Below are 423 nucleotides of genomic sequence, written 5' to 3'. Positions count from 1 at the left end.
GTCTCGTCTAGTAGAAGAATTTGAAGCCCATGTCCCCCGGGAGTGGGTGATCGACTACCTGCAGGACCGTCTGGGAGCGGAGTCGGTACAGGAGATGGAAGGCGGCAAGATCCGGGTGTTGTTCTACGACCGGGAGCTGACGAAGAACAAGGTGGGGAACACCCGGAAGTTTCTCCGCACCTTTGAACGCCATGTGGACGAATACCTGCTGCAGAAGGGGATTCGGCTGTATAAGGGATGAATGGCTTGATGGATGAAGATCAGAGATGGATAATGTTTACAAATTGGCTTCATACTTGAAAGAAGACTTTATGAAGTGGGGAAGGTATTAAAAACAGTGCAATAAATGGAGCTTTATCAACTTCCTATCTCACAGCGGGGGATGCCTGGTCTCCAGGGAAGAAAGTGGAGAAGTATGAAAGG

The 423-nt window shown here is 49.6% G+C and carries 1 protein-coding gene; it reads left to right on the top strand.

Annotated elements, in window-relative coordinates; translation table 11 throughout:
* A partial coding sequence (locus RZO55_RS00910; RefSeq protein ID WP_318062424.1) for a hypothetical protein occupies positions 1-241 on the top strand: 241 nt, incomplete at its 5' end.
* Positions 242-423 lie beyond the last annotated feature (182 nt).

It is taken from the genome of Clostridium boliviensis (genome assembly GCF_033342255.1).
Taxonomy (GTDB): Bacteria; Bacillota; Clostridia; order Lachnospirales; family Lachnospiraceae; genus Lacrimispora; species Lacrimispora boliviensis.
Note: the sequence above shows the minus strand (reverse complement) of the source record. Positions and strands in the feature narration are given on the sequence as shown.